The organism is Patescibacteria group bacterium, from assembly GCA_027858235.1.
In the GTDB taxonomy this organism is placed as follows: Bacteria; Patescibacteriota; Patescibacteriia; order Patescibacteriales; family BM507; genus BM507.
Genome location: JAQIDC010000063.1, coordinates 1 through 21,765, shown reverse-complemented (window position 1 = coordinate 21,765; position 21,765 = coordinate 1). Strand labels below are relative to the sequence as shown.

General features: G+C 34.0%; 20 protein-coding genes and 1 pseudogene. 2 read left to right on the top strand and 19 right to left on the bottom strand.

Annotation, left to right across the window (positions count from 1 at the left end; genetic code table 11):
• Positions 1-155: 155 nt before the first annotated feature.
• The 18 genes and pseudogenes from PF572_05530 to PF572_05445 all read right to left on the bottom strand — a co-directional run bounded on the left by PF572_05530 (position 156) and on the right by PF572_05445 (position 19,202).
• Positions 156-1,151, bottom strand: a complete 996-nt coding sequence (locus PF572_05530) for a phosphotransferase (GenBank protein MDA3840528.1) — start codon at positions 1,149-1,151, stop codon at positions 156-158.
• Positions 1,152-1,157: 6 nt separating this feature from the next.
• The gene (locus tag PF572_05525; GenBank protein MDA3840527.1) at positions 1,158-2,555 is read right to left on the bottom strand and encodes a CAP domain-containing protein; all 1,398 of its coding nucleotides are present in this window, start codon (positions 2,553-2,555) and stop codon (positions 1,158-1,160) included.
• A gap of 136 nt (positions 2,556-2,691) precedes the next feature.
• On the bottom strand, positions 2,692-5,970 hold the full coding sequence (locus PF572_05520; GenBank protein ID MDA3840526.1) for a hypothetical protein: 3,279 nt from the start codon (positions 5,968-5,970) through the stop codon (positions 2,692-2,694).
• 16 nt (positions 5,971-5,986) lie between these two features.
• Positions 5,987-6,646, bottom strand: coding sequence for a hypothetical protein (locus PF572_05515; GenBank protein ID MDA3840525.1), 660 nt, complete (start codon positions 6,644-6,646; stop codon positions 5,987-5,989).
• Positions 6,647-6,726: 80 nt separating this feature from the next.
• Positions 6,727-8,034 carry a hypothetical protein gene (locus PF572_05510; protein MDA3840524.1) on the bottom strand — a complete coding sequence of 436 codons (1,308 nt, stop codon included), beginning with the start codon at positions 8,032-8,034 and terminating at the stop codon, positions 6,727-6,729.
• 85 nt (positions 8,035-8,119) lie between these two features.
• Positions 8,120-8,806 carry a hypothetical protein gene (locus tag PF572_05505; protein MDA3840523.1) on the bottom strand — a complete coding sequence of 229 codons (687 nt, stop codon included), beginning with the start codon at positions 8,804-8,806 and terminating at the stop codon, positions 8,120-8,122.
• Between the two features lie 610 nt (positions 8,807-9,416).
• Positions 9,417-10,295: a UTP--glucose-1-phosphate uridylyltransferase gene (locus PF572_05500; GenBank protein MDA3840522.1), complete on the bottom strand. Its 879-nt coding sequence runs from the start codon at positions 10,293-10,295 to the stop codon at positions 9,417-9,419.
• Positions 10,296-10,299: 4 nt separating this feature from the next.
• Positions 10,300-10,473 (bottom strand): hypothetical protein, encoded by a 174-nt coding sequence (locus tag PF572_05495; protein ID MDA3840521.1) that lies wholly within the window; start codon positions 10,471-10,473, stop codon positions 10,300-10,302.
• Positions 10,463-11,293 (bottom strand): glycosyltransferase family 2 protein, encoded by an 831-nt coding sequence (locus tag PF572_05490; protein ID MDA3840520.1) that lies wholly within the window; start codon positions 11,291-11,293, stop codon positions 10,463-10,465. The genes PF572_05495 and PF572_05490 overlap by 11 nt, the downstream gene beginning before the upstream one ends.
• 3 nt (positions 11,294-11,296) lie before the next feature.
• Positions 11,297-12,367 (bottom strand): glycosyltransferase family 2 protein, encoded by a 1,071-nt coding sequence (locus tag PF572_05485; protein MDA3840519.1) that lies wholly within the window; start codon positions 12,365-12,367, stop codon positions 11,297-11,299.
• Positions 12,368-12,530: 163 nt separating this feature from the next.
• Complete coding sequence (locus tag PF572_05480) at positions 12,531-12,824, bottom strand: GIY-YIG nuclease family protein (protein MDA3840518.1); 294 nt, start codon at positions 12,822-12,824, stop codon at positions 12,531-12,533.
• Between the two features lie 51 nt (positions 12,825-12,875).
• The gene (locus PF572_05475; protein ID MDA3840517.1) at positions 12,876-13,736 is read right to left on the bottom strand and encodes a glycosyltransferase family 2 protein; all 861 of its coding nucleotides are present in this window, start codon (positions 13,734-13,736) and stop codon (positions 12,876-12,878) included.
• Between the two features lie 93 nt (positions 13,737-13,829).
• Positions 13,830-14,486: an HAD hydrolase-like protein gene (locus PF572_05470; GenBank protein ID MDA3840516.1), complete on the bottom strand. Its 657-nt coding sequence runs from the start codon at positions 14,484-14,486 to the stop codon at positions 13,830-13,832.
• A 56-nt stretch (positions 14,487-14,542) separates the two neighbouring features.
• Entirely contained in the window at positions 14,543-15,142 is a 600-nt protein-coding gene (locus PF572_05465; GenBank protein ID MDA3840515.1) for an NDP-hexose 2,3-dehydratase family protein, read from the bottom strand.
• A gap of 219 nt (positions 15,143-15,361) precedes the next feature.
• Complete coding sequence (locus tag PF572_05460) at positions 15,362-16,441, bottom strand: glycosyltransferase family 2 protein (GenBank protein ID MDA3840514.1); 1,080 nt, start codon at positions 16,439-16,441, stop codon at positions 15,362-15,364.
• 18 nt (positions 16,442-16,459) lie between these two features.
• Positions 16,460-17,152 (bottom strand): annotated as a pseudogene (locus PF572_05455) (sugar phosphate nucleotidyltransferase).
• A 132-nt stretch (positions 17,153-17,284) separates the two neighbouring features.
• Positions 17,285-18,157 (bottom strand): NAD(P)-dependent oxidoreductase, encoded by an 873-nt coding sequence (locus PF572_05450; protein MDA3840513.1) that lies wholly within the window; start codon positions 18,155-18,157, stop codon positions 17,285-17,287.
• A gap of 247 nt (positions 18,158-18,404) precedes the next feature.
• On the bottom strand, positions 18,405-19,202 hold the full coding sequence (locus tag PF572_05445; GenBank protein MDA3840512.1) for a 3'(2'),5'-bisphosphate nucleotidase CysQ: 798 nt from the start codon (positions 19,200-19,202) through the stop codon (positions 18,405-18,407).
• Positions 19,203-19,379: 177 nt separating this feature from the next.
• On the opposite strand from PF572_05445, the gene PF572_05440 reads away from it, so the two are divergent.
• Both PF572_05440 and PF572_05435 read left to right on the top strand, forming a co-directional pair.
• Entirely contained in the window at positions 19,380-19,919 is a 540-nt protein-coding gene (locus PF572_05440; GenBank protein ID MDA3840511.1) for a hypothetical protein, read from the top strand.
• Positions 19,916-20,338 carry a hypothetical protein gene (locus PF572_05435; protein ID MDA3840510.1) on the top strand — a complete coding sequence of 141 codons (423 nt, stop codon included), beginning with the start codon at positions 19,916-19,918 and terminating at the stop codon, positions 20,336-20,338. The genes PF572_05440 and PF572_05435 overlap by 4 nt, the downstream gene beginning before the upstream one ends.
• Before the next feature lie 246 nt (positions 20,339-20,584).
• On the opposite strand, the gene PF572_05430 is transcribed toward PF572_05435, so the two are convergent.
• Positions 20,585-21,583: a virulence protein RhuM/Fic/DOC family protein gene (locus PF572_05430; GenBank protein ID MDA3840509.1), complete on the bottom strand. Its 999-nt coding sequence runs from the start codon at positions 21,581-21,583 to the stop codon at positions 20,585-20,587.
• Positions 21,584-21,765 lie beyond the last annotated feature (182 nt).

The window sequence follows — 21,765 nt, the reverse complement described above, 5'->3', positions numbered from 1 at the left end:
TAAAAATATAAGGCTTAATCCTGCAGCCAGAACTAAACCCCTTTTTAGTAAATTTATATCTTAATATTATCCTATTTTTGAGTTACGCGCAAATTAAAAAAAGAGGAAACAAATTACCCCTTATTATTTGTATAAACCTATAAACAAGAATTAAATTAAAGCAATTCTTTTAATAACTCTATCATCAAATTAACTCCTCTTCTTTTTTCAGTATCCAATCTGCTTGAAGAAGTGATATCTGCCAAAATTGTCCCGAGTATTCTTTCAATTAAACTAGCTTTTATAAGTATTTTATATTTTTTTATTTTTGTTTCCTTGGCTACATGCTCTATATCGTTAATCCATTCGTAAACACCCAACTTCCACTTATTGAATGGCGTATTCCATTTTTCTGAGTCCATTAAATAATCTGACCAAACTATAGAAGCCAATTCATATCCCTCGGGATACATAGCGGTATGAGCAAAATCAATTAAATAGTATTTATCTTTATCTTTACTAAAAAACAGTTCGTGAGCCTTAAAATGACCATGACACCAAACCATTCCCCTGTTTTTGAAATCTTTTCTAATTACCTCGATAGACTCTTCATAAAGTTTTAAAAATTCTTCATTCAGTAATAACTTTTTGTTTTCTATTTGTCTTCTAGCTTCAACATTTTGCGCTAACTCGAGCCATCTGTTTATTCTAAAAATATGAAAATTATCTGCTGATAATTTTTCAACCAAAAGTAATTTTCTTGTTTGTTTTTTTGGAAAATTATTTCTATATTCAAGGTATATATTCAAAAATTCTTTTCTATCTTCCCTGTTTGACAATCTTTTGAAACAATCGAATCCACGAGGAATCATTTCGGATATAAACCACCCCTCATGAGGCGAAACTATCTCCTTTTTATACAACTTAGGAGCTGTTAAAATTTTACTCTTATTACATAATAAAAATGAGCTCAAAGATATTGGCTCATCTGTAATTCTAGGGTCAGCATAATATTTTAATATTGCTGGTTTTCCTTTGTAGATTCCTGAATAAATCAAATTCCTCAAATTATTTTCTTCATAGTAAGTCCCTCTGTAGATTTCATTTTCTTCCTTGAAACCTGTTTCTTTAATAACTTGGTTTATCTTTTTCTTAATTTCTTTTATATCCATGATAATTTAAAATATAGTGATATATCCTGGTAATTTTTCTAGGAAATGAAGTTTGGTTGAATATATTCCAAAAAGCAAAACCAAAAGTAGAAATGTCTGGACCAAAACTGGTTTGTGTTGGACTCGGAATCTCACAAATATATTTAGGAACATGGCAAAGCTCATTAAAGCAAGAACCCCAATAAGTAATACATTTAGATAATCCGACATTCTAGCTGCAACGGTATATTTGTCATCGCTATTTGTATTTGCTACAAATTTTATATCACTTAAATCAAGCTCTAAATTTGGTTCTGGCGTTTTTTTCTCTATATATTGTTTAGCATTATCTCCAAGCATTAAAGGACTTGTGCTGGATATTATATTATTATTTTTGTTATTCTCTAATTCAATCTTTAGTTTTAAGGCATCAATCTCCTCTTTTGAAATAATAATAGTTTTTTCTTCTGGTTTATCATTGACCGCTTCCTTTACCTCGGGTTCTATTTTTTCCACTATTTCCTCAACTGGTTCTGGTTCTGGCTCTGCCTTCACTTCTTCAGCTAAGACTTCTATTTTTTCTATTTCTTGAGCCACTTCAGTTTTCTCTATTATAGCGAGAGCAACAACTGGATTTGGAATTAACTCAACTTCTTTTTCTGTTCCAAAAAGTTGAACCAAAATATTAGTTTCTTTTCCATCAATCACACCTCTTTTTACAACAACTCCAATGTCTGTATATTTTTCATTTAGAATATTTTTTTTATGGCTCGGAGAATTCATTAAAGCATTATGAACTGATTCAGAAGAAGAAAAGCTCATCCCAAGATTCTCTCCAATATATAAATATGGATAATCTCTTCTGGAGACAAAATCCCATGGCATTCTTCCATCTAGACTTTCGTGAGCAAAATAATCGTTAGTAATCATATCATCCACCTTGTCCATAGCCGAAGCTAGCAATGACTGGTTTAATTCAAGCGGTTCTAAACCATTAGCAACTCTCTCTTCGTTCAACATGTTGAAAACTCCCAACTGAATATCTTCACTCATCCGTCCGTCATTCGGGTAAATAAAGAAAAGATAAGAAATTAGAGAAATCTTAAGCATAAGTGCTAAAAACAACACTATAAATAGAGGTTTTTTTCTTAAAATTTTTGGATGATGATTGTTCCCATTATGAGGGATAAAATAATCACGAAAGATAGACTCAGAATCCTCAATATATTCCTCAATATCCTCTTTGTGATGAATGAGTTCATTCACTTCTTTTCCTTCTTTTTTAGCAAAATCAAGAAAATTATGCTCCAAGTCCTTTAAGCTAATATTGCCCTTTTTTTCTTCTTTTTTAAACAAAAACAGCAAAAAACCTCCTAAAAATAGGAATTTTAACCAGCTTTTATTTGTTTTTTTATTTTTGTCCATCATCTTTATTATACCACAATATTATCAAATTTATATTTAATTATAACACATAACATTAATAATTGCAAGCACAGTGATTTCTAACCAAAAAGCAAGGTCACAGTGACCTTACTTATATTAATTATAACTATAGTCCTTAAACAAGTTTTTCCTCATCGTCTCTTCCCTCAACGAAGAAAAGAAACATAATCAACACTAAAAGTACTGTTAGAAAAACAATGAATAAATATACTTTGTACAAGAATGATGTAGAACTAACTACAGATGAATCCTCTTGAAATACTTGATTAAGTTCTATTCCCGCCACTACTGGTTCTTCAGGAATTATTCTTTCTCCTCCGCCCAGACCTATAAATGGATCCACTGGTTCACTAGTTCTCGCAAACACTACTCCTTTTTTATCGTCCTCGCTCTCATTTTCTGTGGGTGGCATTATTTCTCGTGAAATCCCCATAACCTTTATTTCTCTCACCTCAATTGAATTAGTTAAAAAACCATTACCGATATTATCTCCTACTAAACTCAACTGGCTTTCATAAAATCCTTCTTTAGCCTTGTCAGAAACAGCAATACTATATTCTATGTTCTTTATTTCTCCTGGTCCAATCACATCAAAATTCCAAGAACCAACATTATCTCCTGTGTCGCTGTAAGTCAGATGATCTGGTAATATTTCAACTACCTCTATCCCTAGTGCCTCTCCCCTTCCATTGTTGGCAAGGATTATTTCGAAATCTACCAAATCTCCTGGATTCACATAGCTCGATCTCGAAACTCTGCTCATAATAACACTTGGTCCAACTATCTCCTCTGGAACTATATCATTAACAATTTTATTTCTAGATGAACCGATCGCTGAAATATATAATCCTCTATTTGTATCGAACCCTTCAATAGTCGCTTCATTGATATATGTTCCACTTTCAATATCGGCTTTTACCTCGAGGGAATATTCAATCAAAATTTCCTCTCCGGCAAACACCGTCCCAAGATCCCAAAAATCTCTATGTATCTCAACACCTGTATCCAAATTACTCATCACATCAAGAACATAGACCTCCAGAGCATCTCTGCTTCCATTATTTTGAATAAGCAATTCGAAATCAATTATATCTCCAGGGTATACTATATCGCTGGCGCTATTTGTTTTAACTATACTCAGACTCGGCAAACTAGACTTAGATGAACTAACAGCACTAATCCCCGAAGAGCTTGCCCCACCATCAACAAAGAAAGAAGCGAAACTTGAGTTGTTGGATGTATCTCTATCTGATTCCCTGGAAGAGATGACTGATTCATTTTCTACCATATGTTTTCCGGCTGGGATATCTCTTACGTGAGTTGTATAGGAGAAACTACCCTGGCTATTTGGAGGGATATCTCCAAGAGTCCACGAAACAAAACCATCTCCCTCTTCTCCTCCGGCAGCTTCAGCAACTTGAAGCGCTCCTTCATTGTAATCATCAAGGACAATAACATTTGTCGCGGTGCTATCACCATTATTTCCGTATATGAAAGTATATGTCACATAGTCACCTTCCTCGGCAGTTTCTTTTTCACTAGCTGAAACATTTATCCAAAGCTCTGGTTGTCCAAAATCAAGATTTCCTTTCCAGTCTCCAAAAACATTAATCATACTAAACTCCCAATTATTTCCACTAAAATTTGAATTTAGGAAATTAAGCAAAGAATTTTTTATTTTAATATATCCTGTTTTAATCAAGCTCGGTTCGGCGTGATGTAATATTGAATTATCGCCGGTGCTCACTTCAATATTTATTTCATTTGTGGTTGAGGCAATATTATAATTATCAATTGCCAGTTGCGCATAAGCTTCATTTAGGGCTGGGTCATCAAGAAATTTATTGTAAACAGTTATACCGTCTGCATCCTCGTAATATGAATATTCTTCTGGTAAGCCATTGATTATTCCTTCCCAAGACCCAAAAACATTAATACGGGCAAATTTCCAAGAGTCTCCTGAGATATTATAGTTAATCAAATTAAGTGTCTTTATTTGTGATTCAATGTCACCGGTCATTATAAACGAATCACCATCTCCATCCATTTCGTTGTCTCCTGTGTTGGCGTTAATATTTAGGTCATTGGACAGACCGGCATCATTATGATTACTAATAACAAATTCAGAGCTTAGCTCTGATTCAATAATTTTTTCAGCCGCGCTAGTAGCAAATTCTCCCTCTTCTCCACTCGGCTTCGCAGCTGGCAAAATTACATCTCCGTCCATTTCTCCAAAAATATTTACAACTGCAAAAAAGTAATCATTCCCACTAACATTTAAATTGGCAATATTGATAATATCATTAACAATATCAATATCCCCTGTTTCTATAATACCTCCGCCGGTCGTTGTAGCAACAACATTTGAACCAGTTGTGACATCGATATCGATAAGATTATTTATTGTGGATGTACTATTATTATCTATATTCATTTGACATTCAGGACCATCACAGGGGTCAAAACTATTTTCTGGGACTGTATCCCCGTCGTATCCAGAAAGATCAATAGAGCCAGTCATTTTATTAAATATATTTATAAAAAATTCTTGTCCACTTCCTACAAAGTTTGTATTCACAAAGTTGATAATCATACTAACAATCCCAATATTACCTGTCCCTATACAGGCATCGCCACTCTCATCAATAAGATTATCACCGGAAGTAGCATTTATTCCAAGTTCATTGTCAAGATTGCCATCATTCTGATTCTCAATATCAAAAATAGATGAGCTAGCGTCACCGTCCTCACAATCAACACACATTATATCTAGATCGTTATTGTTTATATCATTTTCAAGCCCCGCAGTAATTTTTATATCTCCAGTATCAACAACAACCTCTCCCTCTGTTTCTCCGCTGACGTTCTCGCCACTTACACCCTCAGCGTCAACAATATTTGTTCCTTCGAATTCATTGTCATTTGTCAGTTTATCATCAACGCTAGAAGTCTCTTCTGCCTCGCTATCTATATCCAATAATTCATCTGGTGAACTTGCTTCATCCTCATCTGAACTAGGAATAATTTCTTCTGGATCGCTCGCTGTAGTATCGGTCACCTCTTCTGGCTCTGTGCTTGTATCTTCGGGTGGTGTTTCTATAACAACAGGTTCTTCAGGGAACTCTTCATCACTTCCAAGTGTGTTTTGATTTACTTCGTTATCAAGATTAACCTCAACTTCAACATCTCCAGTTTCAATCACAATATCCCCCTGTCCTGAGCCTGTCGAAGCGGCCTGGCCACTACCATCTTCTGAACTTACTTCGGTGGTCACTACGGGTTCTTCAACTGAGTCGAGAACTTGTGCCAAAGCAAAGGCTGGCTGTAAAATGAAAACTAAAGTCACAAAAAGAATCATTATTTTTTTTGTATTTGCTGTTTTTGGAAGTTTCATATAATTAAACTAATTATTAAAATAATTTACTTATTCTATCTATATTGTTCTTCAATATATCTAGGATAATATTTAAATATTTAAATATTACTAAAGTCTTTTTCTCTTCTCCTAAAACCAACTCATCTCCTTCCGAAGTAATTCCCACTAAAAACTCATCTTCTGAGATAAAATAATCATCTTCTTTTTGAGCCTCCCCCTCCACGACTTCCTTTAGCTCAGATAAATCTTTATTTATTATTTTTGTTTCATCTTCATTTAAAATAATCTCTTTATTTATCTTTTCAACTTCACCATTAATTTCCTTTTTAGCTTCAATCTTAACCTTGTTGTCTATCACTTTAATATTTGAATCATAAATTACTTTTTGGTTTCCCTCGTCACTTTTTTCTATATTTTCAAAATTCTCCACTATCTCACCATTAATTATTGTCCTAACCCTTACACTAGATTCACTTTTCCCGTTAATAACTTCTCCGCTCTCAGCAACATTTCCTCCAGTATTAGAGCTTGCCTTAACGCTGTTGTTTATTATTACCGTCTCCTGATAATTTTCATTAAAATATTCATCTAATTCCTCATAAAAATCTTCGAAACTAGCACTAACCAAAGGAATATAAACGAATAATCCTATTAGAGAAATTAGAGAAATTTTTTTTATTTTTTTTATATACATATACTTTAAGTAAAAATTTAATTATTTTAAATCTTTGCCTAAAGGAAGGAAAGATTTTATTTCTTTCCTTCTCTTTATCCTTATCTGAGAATTCTAGTAAGATTTCTGTTAACTACATTCACGTATGTAGTACTAGATCTTGACTCACCTGTTTCTACAAGTCCACCAGCTCCAGCATTTCCACCAGCTCCACCTTCTCCTGTCATGCTTTCATCTACTCTACCATCATCATCATCACCATTTTCAGCTCCTTTTTCCTCAATATCAACACCAGCAGGTCTAGGCATAAAACGATCTTCTGGATTTATGGTTCCTCCGTCTCCACCTCTGCCTGCATAACTTCCTTCTGCCATGTTGTCTCCAGTATTTGCCCAGGATGATGCGTCGTTCATTACAATAGCTCTGTTTCTGTTGTAAACTACTACATGCCCTTCATCACAACAATCATCCCCGCCACAAGAACATCTATCAATAGAGCTTGTGTTTGAGTTAACTTCGCTATAAAGACTTGTGCTTGCATAAGCATTGCCAGTATATACTGTCCCTCCAGTATTACCGTCACCACCTACACCACCATTTCCAGTTGAACTTTGGTTAACATCTCCTCTGGTTCTAATATCTCCAGCATCTCCGCCATCACCACCATAAGATCCACCTGCTGTGTTTCCACCGGTATTTGCACTTGAAGATACTCTATTCATAACAAAGGCCTCATTGTCATTGATAACAACATCACTACCTGAGTTGCATTCAGAATCGCAACCACAAGTTCCTTCCACTAACATTAAGGAAACATCATCCAAATAAGTTCCAAAGGAATCGGCGCTTGCAATTTCAGAAAATGCAATAGTCATCAAACCACCATTGCCCACTAAAACTACAGACTCATTTTGCCAAACAGGAAAATCATTAAGGATGCCTGTGTGTGTTCCAACAACATCACCACCCCATTCAACTTCCATAGAATGCGGTCCATTTGCAGCACGAGGAATCCAACTATAACTCAGAATATATTCTCCACCTTCACAAGTTTCGATGCTTTGAGAAATGGAGATATTTGCCTCTTCATTGTTTATGCTCCCTGTGGGACCATCATAATCACTATCAAGTTCGGCATATTGCATTCCTTCTGGAGCTGTAGCATCAGCATTCCTATGAATTTCTAAGTTAGCTGGTGAAGTACCAAAAGGACCATTCCAGACAACTGACCACCCAAGACCGCCAGTGCCATCTGGATAAATATCCCAATTTTCAGCGGAAGTAACAACTGGCTCTTCAAAGCCTCCATTAATTAATAATTCCGGACCCGCAGCAAAAGCAAGGTTAATAGAAAATAGTGGAGTTAGTGCAAAAATAAATGCAAAACTTAACACTAATATTTTTTTCATACTATTAATTTAGTTAATTAAATTAAATTATATTAATCCTAAAGAAAGAACGAAGAGGCAGGGAAAACCCCTACCTCATAAATAACTACCTTAACATTCTAGTAATATTCCTATTAAGAACATTTACAGAAGTGGTGTTTGTAGTTGACTCACCACTTGTTACAAGTCCTCCAGCTCCAGCTACACCTCCATCGGCACCTTCCCCTGTTGAGCTTTCATCTACTCTGGCTTCATGATCTGCAGAAATTCTGCCACCTTCTCCACCGTCTCCACCGATACTTCCATCAGCTTCATTAGCTCCAGTATTAGCATCTGCTCCGACATAGGCTAATTGCATTGTTCTTGTTCTGTTGAATACAATTCCGTGACTTGATTCTTCTTCGCAAAGCTCTCCTTCACAATCATTTTCACAAGCGCATCTATTGATCAGCGTATCACTTGATCCTATCTCGTTATAAGCATCTGTCCCGGCTGATGCTGCCCCAGTTGTCACTTCACCTCCAAGACTTGAAGAACCACCAATACCGCCTCTTCCAGTTGAAGATTGATTTACATCCCCTCTGCTTCGAATATCGCCACCATCACCGCCGTTACCGCCATAGCTACCTTCAGCTAAATTAGCTCCGGAATTAGAACTAGAATTTACCATTGTCCCACTCATGGTTTCTCCACTATTTACAACAACATCAAAATTATCAGCTAAAGCAGGGACCACAGTCATACCAAGGACAAAAACGCCTACAATTAATACATAAAATATTTTTTTAATCATATATTTGAACTGTCTTAAAACAGTTATTATTTATTATTTACTACCTTTCTTAATCCTCCCCCGAAGGTTAAAGGATTTTGTTAATTATAGAGCTCGACCTTTATAGATTTAAATGCTCAATTTGCACTCAAACCTAATTATAAAAAAACGCCTCCAACAAATAACTACAATTTATGTAATTATTTATCAGAGGCGTTGATGTTTATTGAATAAACGAATATGCCTATAGTCTGGAATTTAATGATCACAGCTCTCATGATCTGGAATATTGGAATTGGAATATTTACAAATTACAGAAATTTCAGAATTACTCATAGTGAGTAAATTTAGAGATTTACATTTGGGGCATTTTTTTTCTTGCTTCAAGAACCCCTCAGCATATAATATATTGGCAAAATGGCACGAACATTTAACACAGCGCCAAATATATTTAATATCTCCGTTTGACATACAGACTTTATAAATTACTAAGCTAACCTATAAAGAAATCGTATACAATTATAATTAAGAAAAAATTAATTAAAAGTTATATCCACATTAAAATATTTTGTATTATAAAACACCGTTTTATACGGTGTTTTATAATAGATACTTTCTTTTTACTTAACTTTTATAAATCTTTTGCCATGTCTTTAATAATTTTTTTTAGGTCACCCCCGATCTCTTCATGTTTTATCCCAAGTTTTAAAGTTGCCTTAATGAAACTTAATTTATTGCCAGTATCGAGCCATTCTCCTTTTAGTTTTTTTCCATAGAGTTCTCCACCATTTTTCAAATAAATATCAAAAGCATCTGCTAGGCGTATTTCCCCCGACTGACCTTTTTCCATTTCTGATAATATTTTAAATATTTCTGCTGTTATAACATATATTCCAACAGCAACAAGGTTTGAAGGTGCTTCTTCCTTTGTCGGCTTTTCGACCATCCCTTTTATTTTATACGAACCATCTCCGAGATCATCTCCATCAATAACTCCAAAACTAGAAACCTCTTCCATTGGTACTTCGGCTAAACCAATTATTGGCATTTGATGTTTATCATATGCCTCTATTACCTGTGTAGCAATGTTTGGCTCAGCATCATACAGAGTGTCACCAAAAAAAATCAAAACAGGTTCGCCTTTACCCATCAAATGAGAAGCACAATCGATAGCATGCCCATCACCAAGTGGTGCTGGTTGTCTAACATAAGAAAAACGAGCTAGTTTGGAAATACTTTGGACCTTTTTCACCAAATCATTTTTTCCTTTTTCCACTAAATTATGATCGAGTTCAAATGACTTATCAAAATGATCTTCAATCGCTCTTTTACCTCGACCGGTTACAAAAGTTATATCTTTTATTCCGGCAGCCGCAGATTGCTCAACGAGGTACTGGATAACTGGCTTATCAACAACAGGAAGCATCTCTTTTGGCGTAGATTTTGTTGCAGGTAAAAATCTAGTTCCAAAACCAGCTACTGGTAAAATCGCTTTTTTAACTTTTTTCATAATTTTATTTTATAATCCCCTCTCGAGAGGGGTGCCCGCCAGAGCCTGTCCTCAGCTTGACTGGGAAGCGGGGTGTGTTTTTTATTCTACTTAATATTCTCTCATAAAATAAGAGAAAATTCAATAAACTATCCAATGCTTTTAACTTTATACTTTCATCTTTTAACTTATCTCCCATATCTTTCCTTCTTAAATCCCCACTTTAAAAAATACTGAAGCCAACTTTTAATATGAATTCTCGTAACTCTGTTTGTAAGAATTGACAATAGTGGAAACTTCTCAGCCGAATCTCTTCTGTGACCATGCTTAACTTTGATATCATGAAGGTACATAACATCAAAATTTTTATGCCACGTTCTTCTGCACAAATCACAATCTTCAAAATACATAAAGAATCTATCATCAAAAAATCCCAATTCTAGTGCCAGACTTCCACGCAAAAACATAAAGGATCCTATTATCCAATCTACCTTAACTGTTTTGTCATGATTAAAATCCGCCATTAAATATCTATCAACTTTTTTCTTGAAATAAGGTATTTTATTACCTAAGCCAAGCCTCCTGGCAATTTGATCAAAAAAATCAAAAAAACGATTACAAGTTAGTTGAACACTGCCATCTAAATTTAGAGTTTTCGGACCAGCTACACCGACACTCTCATTTTCTTCCATATAATTAAAAAATCTTTCAATAGTATTCTGTCCATCAATAAATTCAACATCAGGATTTAGAGCTAGATAATATTTGGCCTGGGCATTTTTAAATCCTGCATTTTGAGATTTACCAAACCCAACATTTCCATGCATGTCTATATATTTGACTTGAGGAAAATTTTCTTCAACAAACTCTTTTATGCCATCTTCATTTTCTGAATTATCAATAACATGAACCATTATTTTCAATGATGTGTTTGCAGTTTCTGAAAAAAGCGAAGACAAACATTTTTCAATGTCATCCCTCATCTTGTAATTCACAATAACAATATTTACATCAAACATATCCTACCAAATAATAAAAATTTTAATAATCTTCCAATACAAATTAAGCAGAGGGTTCGCTATATATTTCAAAACTGGATTTGATATTTCCTGAAACAAAACTCTTCCTTCAAAATATTTAATAATATTTTTTTCTTTCTCCTTTTTAATCCCTGCTAGAAATTTTCTTTTCTTGAATATTTTTTTCCAAGTTAACGGACTAAAAAAATACAAGCTAGCCTTTACTTTTACTCCTATCCAAGAATTTACAATAGAAAAAAACCACATTCCAAGTTCCATTATAACAATAGCTGGCATTATTAAAAGCAAGGTTAAACCAGAGTAAAACTGGAACATCACAAGATATCTGTTTCTCTCCATATAATAAAGCATCCTAACACTTCTTGAAAACTCATACTTATGGAAAATGATTGATTTAGGAGCTAGAATTATTTTATATCCTAGAAGTTTTGTTTTCCAGCTTACCTCAACATCATCATGATACATATAATAATCACCATCATATCCACCAATTTTTTCAAAAACTTCTTTTCTAATAATAAAAGAACACCCACTGGCATATCCTTTAATTTCAGGATAACCATTTAATTCTCTGTCTTTTTCCTTATAAGCACTAGTAAACCCAAACCCAAGAAAATGCATAATATTTCCAAGTGAATTTATTTTAGGCTCAATTATCTCTTCGTTATTTTTTGGATAAAGAAGAATTTTTGATTGAGCAATGCCCGCTTTTTCATTCTCATCCAAAGCTTTGACTAACTCTGATAACCAAGATTTATCAAAACTTGTATCAATATTGGCAATAACTATATATTCACATCCGTCCTCAATTGCCTTCCTAGCACCAACATTATTTGCGCTTGCATAATTACCGTCCTTCCTGGGAATAATAATAGACTCAGGAAAATTTTCACTTAAATATTTACGAGATGGTTCAGAAGAAGCATTATCAACCATATAATAATTAACTAGTTCACTAGGGTAATTCTGTGCCAACAAACCATCACGAAACTCACTCAAATATTTTTGAGCATAATCCTTAAAATTTACTAAAATTATTCCAACTTTTTTCATAAAAAACTAAGTCATCCCAAACTTGCCTACCCCGAAGAAAACGGGAATTCGAGGTCTAGAAATCTTATTTACACCTGTCATCCTGAACTGGCTCGCGTGTGAGCGATGTCTCCCGTAGTCACAAAGTGGCGTAAACGGGGTGATTCAGGATCCAGAAAATCCACTAATCAAAATCTTTACTTAAATCAACCCACCCTGGGTTCTCCTTTTCTATTAAAGCTATTTTCCATTCTCTCCTCCAAGCTTTAAGCTGCTTCTCTCTCCCGATTGCATTAATTGGTTTTTCAAAAATTTCATAATGCACCAATTTGTCTACCTTGTACTTTTTTGTAAAACTATCTGACACACCTTCCTTATGCTGTAATGTTCTTTTTTCCAATCCATTTGTCATTCCAATGTATAATGTTCCATTTTTAACACTTGCTAATATATAAACGAAATAACTTTTATTGTTCATGCTTTTTTTTCTAGATTCTGAATCAAGTTCAGAATGACAAAAAATTTATATCTACATTTTATTTCCCTTCTCAATCTTTAGGGTATCTGCAACAAATGCCAAAAGTTTTCCTATCGGCCAAGCTAGATACAATACTACAAATTCAAACCAATTCCCCCATTTAGAGAAATATTCCAACATAGAATTTCTAAAATACTCCTGTGTCCTACCTCGCTTCACTTGTGAAAAACTTTTACCAACATAATCAACACATTTTGCGCCTGGATTATAAACCACTTTCATCCCTGCATTTATTACTCGTTTGCAATAATCCACTTCTTCAAACCAAATAAAATACCGCTCATCAAGTTTTCCAATAGCGTCAATCACCTCTTTTCTTATCATAAAAAAAGAACCTCGGACTGAATCAACCTCTGACTCCTTGTTATAATCAAAATCTTTCATTAAGTATTTATCGAGAACCTCTGGATAAACATGGGGTATTTTGAGAACTATTGCTAGCTGGTCCAGAAGAGTTGGAAATTTTCTAACATGCGGTATATTTTTGCCTTGTGCGTCTATCAAACGACAAGAAGCGACGCCAACGTCAGTCCTCCTCTCCATAAACTCAAACATCTTTTGAAAAGTATCTGGGAAAACTTGCATGTCTGGATTCAAAAGTAAGACATATTTTCCTTGCGCCATCTCTATCGCCTGATTATTTGCCTTTGCAAATCCTGCATTATAATTATTTAAAATCAAGTTCACTTGAGGAAATTCAGAACCCACCATTTCAAAAGTTCCATCGCTAGATTTATTATCTACAACAAAAACCTCAAAAGATATACCCCCAGCGCTTTTGAATATTGCCTCTAAATTTTTTTGCAGTAAATCACGAATCTTCCATGAAACAATTACAATCGATAAATCCATATTTCAAAAAATTAACCTAACTCTAGTTTATAAATATTAGCTCTTCTTGTCAATTAAAAAGAGGAGGTTTTACAATAAAAACCTCCTCATCTTTCAAAGAACGTATGTAGGTAATTCCGAAATATCATTGATGACATAGTCGGCTCCAGCATTGCGAAGATTCTCTTCACTTACCCCAGGGCAAGTTAAAATTCCAATCGCCAACATATTGCATTCTCGGGCGATTTCCATGTCCCTTGGTCCGTCACCGATGTAAACAGCGTTGACTGCAAACTCTTCAATAGACAGATAAACATTTTCAGCAAATATTTTAATATGCTCCGGCCCCCTCTTTATCTCATTAGAACCCAAAATCATGCGATATGGAAGCATATTCTCTAGAAAGATCTTTTCCAATTCTCTGGTTTGTGACCCACTGCTTGCGAAAAGAGTACAACCCACCATATTCAACTTAGCTATAACTTCCTTTGCTCTTGGAAAAAAAGACACCTCTCTTTTTGCACTTTCTATAAAAAAGTCTTTTTCTAGTTTTGAGATAACGCTAGTTATCTTTACAAAACAGGATTCACTAATCGCCAACGCAAATTGTTTATCAATTGGAGTTCCGGCTGTGGAGAAAAAAAGTTTTTTTGAAAATTTTTTATCAATCCCGTAGCAAGTACGAAGAAGCTCAGAAAAAATCTCTCCATAGACTGGCATCCTATCCAAAAGAACTCCGTCAACATCCGTGACAACGTATTTTTTCTTCATAAAACATCTCCTTATAAAATAAGATGATAGTAAAATAACTATCGCTTCAAAAAATATTATCTTCTATAACACGCTTTTGCCTGCAGAAGATGATCTGATACTTTTCCATCTTTCATGGCTTGGAAAAATTCATCTTCAGTAAACCATCTTTCATTTTTAAAAACACCAAATTTTTCCTCAAATTCTGATCTACTACCAAAAATCTGAACACCCGCATAGTTTCTTTTGTTAAAGTATACTCCGCCATCCTGCAAAATCAAATTGAGATTATCATTAATCAATTCTTTTCTTGGTAGGTTGGGGTTCTTAAACAAATTACTCTTGGATGCTTGGAAAGTTGGTCCCAAACCGAGCGACCCCCATCCTGCTTCAGCACGAGCACTCAAAAGAAAATATGCTTGGTCTTCTTCTGCTACCACCAATATTAACCAGCCATGAATAGGATCTTCGGTTTGCATCAATACTTGATTCCATTCATTTTTAGTTTCAGGGGTGGTAATTTTTATTGAGTATCCATTTACTTTGAAAAAGAGATTATCAAGTCTCCTAAGTGAACACTTAAAAATTTTCCATGGATATATATTACTTAGTTTCTTTTTTATCACTTTGATTCTAGTGTTTTTATCAAGATTATCCAACCATAATTTCCATCCCATTTTTTCCTCCTTAGAAAATTTGTTTTGAAAGATTAGTATTTAGAATAGCAAAGGCCGTATATTCATCTCCGCATAGACACCTTCGACCTTCAAAAAAGTCTCTCTATACTGTTTCAAGGTTAAGTTTTCAACGAACAAAAACGATCTTAAAAAATAGCATTCTTCAGACCGTTTGTCAATGTAGTAAATTTTTTTATTTGAGCACTAAATTGTCTAATCCTACATCAATTTCTCTAAATGTTTTTTAACATCTACTCTTTTCTTAAGTTGCTCTTTTCTTTTGTTTATTTCATCTCTCATCATCCAAAGTTTCCACCACTGTTTCAAAAGATATGGTTCAGCAATTAAAGTATAAACAAGACTTTTAAAACCAAACCATCTAGTTTTCATTTTGGTGTCTTTAGAATAATTCAATCCAGCAACTTTTTGTAATATAATATGATGGTTTAACCAAGACCATTCTCTGTATTGTTTTTTTCTTCCTAAGCGTCCTCGAACAATACCAATAATACCTTTTCCTACTCTACTCAATGAACGATCATGATGAACCACAGCCAAGGGGGTGTATATAGATTTATATCCAGCTAACTGCAAGCGATAAGCCAAGTCAACATCTTCTTTATACATAAACATTAGCTCATCAAAATACTCCTTTTTATTTTCTTCATTAACAAAAGCAACGTCTTCAAGAGATTCCATTTTATAAATTCCAGCTGCCCCCGAAGGACCGAATATCTCCTCTTCTCTATCATATTGCCCATGATCTATCTCTCCTTGCCCCCTATCAATAAAGCGATGTTCCTTGGTAGCTTCTATGCCAGCTGAATCAATATAATTGGTTTTTCCCTTAGTCTCGCTATCTCTGTTAAGAAAATCCCAACGTCTTATTTTCCCTGTGGCCGAAGCAGCTTGAGGGTTTTTGATCATAACATTTACCATCTCTGAAACAAAGTTAGGTTCAAGTATCATATCTATATTTAGAGCTAAAAAATAATCAGCCTTATCCTTAAGAGCCCTTCTAATTGCAAGATTATTTCCTTTAGCAAATCCCAGGTTTGAACCAGCAAATATTATTTCCGCTTCTGGATATTTCTCTTGAATAATTCTTTTATTTTCATTTTCCTCTTCGCTACTATTATCAACAAATACTAAGCTGATATTCTGGTAGTCTTGAGACAAAACACTATCAAGAAAAGTTTCTAAATATTTTGATGTTTTATACTTACCGTCTTTACTGTCATAGAGGATTCCCCCTAAAACAATTTTAGGAGAATTTTTCTCCCCAGTCTTGAGAGGCATAACTGGCCTATCTATATTTTTTATATCATAGGCTGCATCAACCAAGCTTTCATGAGTTCCAGTATCATGCCAATAACCTTTAACAAAGCCGGCCTTCATGTTTTGTTTCTGAACATAAATGTTATTAAGATCAGTTATTTCCAATTCTCCTCTCTCGGAAGGCTTCAGAGTATCAATGTAGGGAAAAGCTTTCGAATCAAAAATATAGACACCAATAGCTGCCCAATTCGACTTTGGATTAACAGGCTTTTCTTCTACTGCTATAACCTTATCACCATCTAATTCAGCAACACCAAATCTTTCTGGGTCATGAACCTGTTTTAAAAATATTTTAGCCCCTGACTCAAAACTTTGAACATCTTCTATTATGTTATCTTCCAAAATGTTGTCTCCAAAAATTAATACAAAATTATCATCTCCAACAAAATCTCGAGCCAATCCAGCAGCGTAAGCTAGCCCACCGGCATGGTCTTGAACTTTAAAAGTGAAATTAGCATTAAACTCTTTTCCAGAGCCTAGTAGTTTTGCAAATTCACCGGCATGATCTTTTCCTGGTAAAATTAAAATATCATTTATTCCAGCTTTTAATAAAGTCTGAATTGGATAATAAATCATCGGCTGATTATAAACTGGCAACAAATGTTTATTGGTTACTTTGGTATTAGGAAATAATCTAGTTCCGCCTCCCCCGGCAAGAATTACTCCTTTCATTTTTGTATTACTACTCATATATTTCAATATTTAATGTTTTTGAATATTCATCACTATAGGTTCTATTTTTCTTTTGTTTTGTTTTTTTAATTTGTTTAGGATTTAGAATTTAGTGCTTAGAATTTTTACTTATTAATCCTTCGAAATTCCGAGGTACTCCGAAAGCGCTTCTTTCCAATCTCTCAAAGGTTCTAATTTCGTATTTTTCAATACTGAAGAAACAGGCCTCTTGGCTGGTCTTTTCAAATCTTCAGACTTTATAGGATTTATTTTAGTTGTTACTCCCTTCATTTTAAATAATTCAACAAGACCCCCGTACCAAGTCACTGCTCCTTCGTTTACGATATGATAAATTCCAAAACCGATTTCATCTTCTATTATTTTTTTAACTTCTTTTGCTAAATCAGGAGTATAGGTAAAACAACTGAGCTCCTCGTCAACCAAATTTAGCTCATCTTTCTTTTCACTCCAAGCAGTCATTAAATCAAAAAAACTTTCTTTAGCATTTTCATTATCGCCCTTAGGTCCGAATAATTTAGAAGTTCGAATTAAATACCATTTAAGTCCCTGACTACTCATCTTAATAATCGCCTTCTCACCAAGCAATTTAGTCTTTCCGTATCTATTCACTGACCTAGTCTCATAGTCCTCTTCATAAACTCCAGCGCCACTTCCATCAAAAGAATAATCACTTGAAAAGTGAACAAACACGGCATCATTTTCAAGGGCCGCCTTCGCAATATAGCGAGGAACATCTATGTTGAGCTCTTTAGCCAAATCATATTCATCTTCATCAACTTCACATTTATCAGCAGCCGTATATGCTACAGCATTAATGATAACATCTGGTTTTAAATCAGAGACTTTTTTTGCAACGAGTTCTTCGTCCCTAACGTCAATTTGTTCTCTATCCCAAGCAGTAACATCATTTTCCTCATCAGCACTAAAAACGTCCACAAGCTGTGTCCCTAAATTTCCACTAGCCCCTAATATTAAAATTTTCATAAATTTTTTTGCCAAGATTACATTAAAATAAAAAAAGCACTTTTCTTGGCTAATTAAATATTAGCTCAAAAAAAGCGCTTTGTCAAAGGAAGGCCGTCCTATACAGTTGTGTTTAGAAGAGAAGAATGCGTTTAACCTCCAGCATGATTTCCAGTTTTTTCTAAATATTTTTGTAAATATCAAAAAAAATAAGTATAGAGTTAATTCTATACTTTAAAACCTTCTAATACTAATTATTTTTCCAAAATTATCCTCTTATTTTTTTAATCTCTTCTATTACTTTCTCATGCAATATTCCATTGCTCGCCACAAAGCCATCTAAATTTAAGTATTGCTTTTTATTATAAATAAAGTCATTTCCATTCATGTCGGTTGTTTTTCCGCCTGCCTCTCGCAAAATTATATCTCCAGCACAAATATCCCACTCGCCTGTTTTGTCTATTGAGCTAATATATAAATCAGCTTTCTGCTCAGCTATTAATCCAACTTTAAGTCCAGCCGAACCATGATTTAGGAAATCACTTATTCCTAAATCATTACACAGCTTAGCCTCTAATCCTTTTATATATTTTCTGCCCCCAAAAACACATGCTTGAGAATAATCATCAATTTTTGATACTTCTAATTTTTTTATCTCACCCTTTTCCTCCAAGAAAGAGCCACCACCAATAACAGCAGAATAAAGCTTGTCTTTAGTTGGCTGATATACCACACCCAGAATTGGTTTCCCATTTTCAACCAAACCAATCATCACTGAGAATTCTCCAGTCTCTTTTATAAAATCCATCGTCCCGTCTATTGGATCAATGACCCAAACCCTTTCACTCTCAGCCCTCCCTGCTGAACCAAGCTTTTCTTCAGACAAAAAACCATAATTAAATTCTTTTAGACCTTCAAGAATTATTTTTTCACTCAATAAATCAACTTCAGTCACCAAAGTTTTATCCTTTTTCTTGCTAATCTCATTATCCTCACCATAAAACTTCATTATCTCAGCTCCAGCCTCTCGGGCCACATCTTTTACCTTTTCTAATATTTCTTTCATACTTTTGCTTATTATTAGTATTTATTAATAATACCTTTAATGAATATTATTAGCAACTGATTAAAAAAATAATTGAAGATTTGTCCTCACCTTACAATTGTGTATAAATTGACCTATCTCATTATTTATGTCAATATCAAGTAAATAGTTCATTAAAAACTCATTAAGGAGGAAATTATGAAAAAATATTTATTTCTACTATTTCTACCCTTGCTTATTCTCTGCGCCACGCCCTTATTTGCTAAGAACATCTGTTATCTGCCAGAAACTCCCATGAACTCGCATGGAAGTATTATCAACGAAACAATAACTAAAACCTTAAAAATTAATGACTACTTGGTAATATTTTTTTTCTACGATGTAAGTGACCCGATGCTAGAAGATTCTTACGCAAAGTTCAATTTTGAAAATATAACCAAACTGGCTGAGCATAGATGGGGAAAATCCAATCTTGACGTAGATGACTATTTTGATGAACGTGGAGATGTAAAGCCTTATGTTTTTGTTGAAACAGGAGGAACCATACGGAATGGATTGTATAAACCACTAGATGGTATCGCAAGAATAAGTACCTGCTTTGACAACCAAAAGAACGCCAAAGAAACTGAATTAATCTATTATTTCATAGCAAGCTATTACGAAGACATCGTTAGTTCAATTGACGCAGTATTTACACCACTGCTTGCTCTTCAAAGTGAAAAGGAGAATAAAAAATGAAATCTATCCTATTTGTGCCCACCTTTATTCTATTAACTTTCCTTTTTGTTCAAGCTTCATTCGCAGAAAATCTTCAAGCTATATTTACTCCAACTGCCACAACGGCTGTATTTCTTAACTGCTATAACGCAGACAAAGATGTTGTTCAAAGTTATGAAACATTAAAAAATGAAATGGCTCAAGTTTGGATTGAAGAAAAAAATCCCGACACAAACATCCTCTTTGTGACTGGGTCACCTTTCACAAAACAAATTATTTATGTTTATGTCAGCGGTATTAAAAGGAGTGATGGTAGTCTATGTGCTCTTCCAAAATCAAACTATATCGCCTGTAGCTATCACAACAAAACCTCACAGTCCATAACCAATATCGAAAATCCTCAAAGAACAATCGCTGAAATAGAAAAAATAATGAAATAAATAAATTTTTCAAAAAAACAAAGCCCAAGTAGAATTACTTGGGTTTTTCATTTTAAAAATTAGGTTAATATCACTTCTCCATTCCACACTAGAAGAATCAAGCAGCTGCCCGAAGATGCAACTGGAGCCATGGGTCCTATCTTTTGCTTGCTATCGAAGTGTAGTAATTTTGTTTGCAGCGCCTAGAATAAACTAAATGTAAAAAGGTTTTAAAGACTAAACAGGTTAAATAGTAAAAATAATATTTTAATTAATCAAATTAATTATTAGCTTCACAATCATCTCTTTTTCTTTTGGATCACTTTCAGCCACCAAAAGAGCTATTGCCACAAGAGCATTATCATTTATTTTTTTCTCACCATTTTTTCTATATAGATAATCATTTTTATCTAGGAAATAAATAAACAAAAACGATGCAATCCTTTTATTTCCATCACTAAATGGATGATCCTTTATTATTAAATAAAGCAAATGAGCAGCCTTGGAATTTAAATCAGAATACAAATCCTTCCCGCCAAATGTTTGATAGATATTCCCAATAACCCCATTAAAACTTTTATCTTTCAAATTACCAAATATTTCTCCCGCTTCTCTCTTCTTTATCAACTCCTTTTTCAACTCCTCAACTATATTTAGGGATTTTTTCAAATCAAGCTTAAATTTACCGTCTCTCCCCTTTATGGTTTTTAATTTACTCTTATCATATTCTTCGAGTAAAGTAAGTGTTTTTGAATAATCAGCCAAAATACCCAATATTTCTCCTTCTTGCCCTTCTAATATTTTTGATTTTGATTTTCTTTCCAGAAAACCAATGGTTTCTTGAAGTTCTCTAAATCTTTTTTGATTTTCCACTAACCTTTGTTTATTTATTGAATATCCCTTAACTAAATAATCCTTAAGGATGGAAGTGGCCCAAATTCTAAAATTAGTTGCTTTTTTAGAATTCACCCTATACCCAACAGAAATAATTATATCCAAGTTATAAACATCCATATTTCTCACCTTACCATCCTTGGCAACCTGTGCAATTTTTGCACAGGTTGATTTTTTGATTAGTTCCCCTGTTTTATAAATATTCTGTATATGTCTAACGACACCAGTTCTATCAATATCAAAAACCTTGGCAATTTGATAGACATCAAGCCAAATAGTGTTATTCTCCAAACGCACTTTCAAATCAACTTCATTCTTGGAAGTTTGATAAATAATAATTTCACCTTTGTTTTTTTCATTATTTTTATTCATATATAAATTTAATATTATAATTCCATTATACACGAACAAAAAACGAAAGTAAAGTGCTATTGGTTTATTATACTAACTATACCCTATTTTTATTTTCAAATCTAAAAATATAGAACTTCACCAAAGATTACAAAGACGTCCGAGGTCCTCAAAAGACCTCGGACGTCTACAATACCAAAAAG